Raw genomic sequence first — 2,307 nt, 5'->3', positions numbered from 1 at the left:
AGTACGCTCCGGCGCTGCGCGCCTCCGCCGGACGGCCTACGCAACGCGCTTCGCGCTAAAAACGCTACGGCCGCCGCTGCTGGCGGCGTTAACCAAGCAAGAGATATGAAACACAACATATTGCACATATTTATTGTAATTTCTCTTATCCCAAATTGGTCCTATGCGTACGACCGTTTGAATGAATTTTATGAGGTCGCAGCATCACTAGATAAAGACCACTCAGCTTGGCAGTGTTATACGAACTCAAAGTATCAAGGATACATATATTCAAAGGTTTTCGAGAAAAACAAGAACATAGATGATTTAAGAAAATTCAATGCAGGAAGCATTTTTCGGGAAGATGTGAAAAATGAATTGATCTCTGCGCTAGATAGTGGGCCATTTAAAAGTTATGTTCATGCACAATCCAGCATGATGGAAAATTGCTTTACAATTGCAAAAATTGAGTATCCAGATCGTATCTATACCTGTAACTATTACGATTCTGCTCTATTTTTTCTTAGTGTGTATAGGGATCGTGGCGTTTCAAAAATTACAGCTATCGGGAATATAATGCGTGACTGGAAATATCTTAACAGGCCCCTGTTTGTACCACTAGCTAACCGAATATATGGCACAAAGCGATCTGTAACGGAAGAAACCTTCTTTATTCTAAAAGAGTGCCTGGCAACTGGTTAACAAAGCGCTGCAAGGGACGGCCAACGCTATGCACCTTTGTGGTGGTCGCTACGCTCTCATTATCGCACAAAGGTGCATAGCATTGTCCGCCCCTGAGCGCGGCGTTATGCAATCGAGGGATCATGAGAACTATAATTTTCACATTGTCTTTTTTGATTTCTATAGTTTCATTTGCGTGTGAAGATGAACCGAAAACGACACCTAAAATATTTGTTGAAAAATGGAGCCAAGGTGAGGGTGCCGACGGAGTGACAGTCTATTACCCGAGTGAGTCTGAAGGCGTTCCGGTATCTAGTTTTACACTGAATATAGAGGTCTCAGAAGAAACGTATATAACGACAGACCTTATGATTCGACCGATGCGTGATGACTTCCATGGTCTAGAGAAGAAAGAATATAAAGTTTCGTATATTTACCTAAGTGAGGAGTTTTATGGCGCAGCTAGCGTAGCAGTTAAGTATGAGCCACAGCTTGGGGAAGATGAACCATTACTGGGATGCATGCCATTACCAGAATTCCACAAGTTAACGAGCTTAGTAGCAGATAATGCATAACCAAGCGCTGCAGCCGACGTCTAACTTTGTGCACTTTATGCGCGGTCGCTTCGCTCCCATTGTTGCGCATAAAGCGCCCAAAGTTAGCCGCGGCTGAGCGCGGCGTTATGCTCAAGTAGGAATAAAATGAATCGCATATTTCTCGCAGTATTTTTAATCTTTATTAGCGGCTGTGCGTCGCAAGAAGTGAGAGACATAGAGCTTCCTGAAATCATGACCATTGAAGGGAAAAATTTCATTTCTGCCGCCGCATTCAAAGAACATGAGCTAAGCATCACCAGGCCAGAAAGTGGCGAGTTAATGGTAACCATCCCTGAAAAAGAGGCTCCAGTTTACTGGACTTGTGGCGGGGTGTACTGGGATGGTCTCGTCCAAGGCCAAAGCATCTTGGAAGAGGCCGATCTGGTCTTGGACTTTAAAGGCATCAAAGAGGTTTGGGTCCCAATTGAAGGCAAACCCAAGAAACTGTACATTTTCGAGGTCCGCTAGCATAACAATCAGCGGCAGAGCGACAGCCAACGCTACGCACCTTTTGTGTTACTCGCTGCGCTCAAACATTAACACAAAATGCGCTCCGCGCTGGCTGCGCCTGCGCTGGGCGTTATAGGTCAGTCAGATAATGAAGATAACTCTAGGCGCAATTCTGACAATTTCTGTCCTGTTTGGCCTTGTGGTTGTCTTTTGGCTGGGTGCATTCTCAGCCTCTTTCACTACCAACTTATGTTACTCAGAAGTCATTGGAAAAATTTCTGATCAAGTTAAAAAGCAAGAAAGCCTGGAAAGTCTCACAGAGCTTTCTAGAAAATTGGAAAGCCTTCCATTGGCGGGCTATGAGTCAAGCTGCGAGAAAATTAAGAGTGAGGTGCAAAACCTATAACAAGCAGCGGCAGAGCGACAGCCAACGCTACGCACCTTTTGTGTTACTCGCTGGCGCTCAAACATTAACACAAAAGGCGCTCCGCGCTGGCTGCGCCTGCGCTGGGCGTTAGGCAAGGAAAGCAATCTGATGGGCGTCGTACTAATAATTTCAATATTGGTCGGAGTTGTCTCTCTTGCAGTACTCGTTGTCCAG

General features: G+C 45.3%; 4 protein-coding genes. All 4 read left to right on the top strand.

Features of this window, described 5'->3' with window-relative positions:
- Positions 1-681, top strand: a 681-nt coding sequence (locus IG627_RS20510; RefSeq protein ID WP_193195153.1) for a hypothetical protein, incomplete at its 5' end; no start/stop codon positions are given.
- A 122-nt stretch (positions 682-803) separates the two neighbouring features.
- Positions 804-1,235, top strand: coding sequence for a hypothetical protein (locus tag IG627_RS20505; protein WP_193195151.1), 432 nt, complete (start codon positions 804-806; stop codon positions 1,233-1,235).
- Between the two features lie 126 nt (positions 1,236-1,361).
- Positions 1,362-1,724 carry a hypothetical protein gene (locus IG627_RS20500; RefSeq protein ID WP_193195149.1) on the top strand — a complete coding sequence of 121 codons (363 nt, stop codon included), beginning with the start codon at positions 1,362-1,364 and terminating at the stop codon, positions 1,722-1,724.
- Positions 1,725-1,854: 130 nt separating this feature from the next.
- Complete coding sequence (locus tag IG627_RS21010; protein ID WP_226865502.1) at positions 1,855-2,112, top strand: hypothetical protein; 258 nt, start codon at positions 1,855-1,857, stop codon at positions 2,110-2,112.
- Positions 2,113-2,307 lie beyond the last annotated feature (195 nt).

It is taken from the genome of Microbulbifer taiwanensis (assembly GCF_014904815.1).
Classification (GTDB): domain Bacteria; phylum Pseudomonadota; class Gammaproteobacteria; order Pseudomonadales; family Cellvibrionaceae; genus Microbulbifer; species Microbulbifer taiwanensis.
This window is presented reverse-complemented; position numbering and strand designations above follow the sequence as displayed.

Excerpts from the sequence above, each read along its gene's own strand:
- IG627_RS20505 (WP_193195151.1), top strand. The coding sequence starts at position 804 with ATGAGAACTATAATTTTCACATTGTCTTTTTTGATTTCTATAGTTTCA.
- IG627_RS20500 (WP_193195149.1), top strand. The coding sequence starts at position 1,362 with ATGAATCGCATATTTCTCGCAGTATTTTTAATCTTTATTAGCGGCTGT.
- IG627_RS21010 (WP_226865502.1), top strand. The coding sequence starts at position 1,855 with ATGAAGATAACTCTAGGCGCAATTCTGACAATTTCTGTCCTGTTTGGC.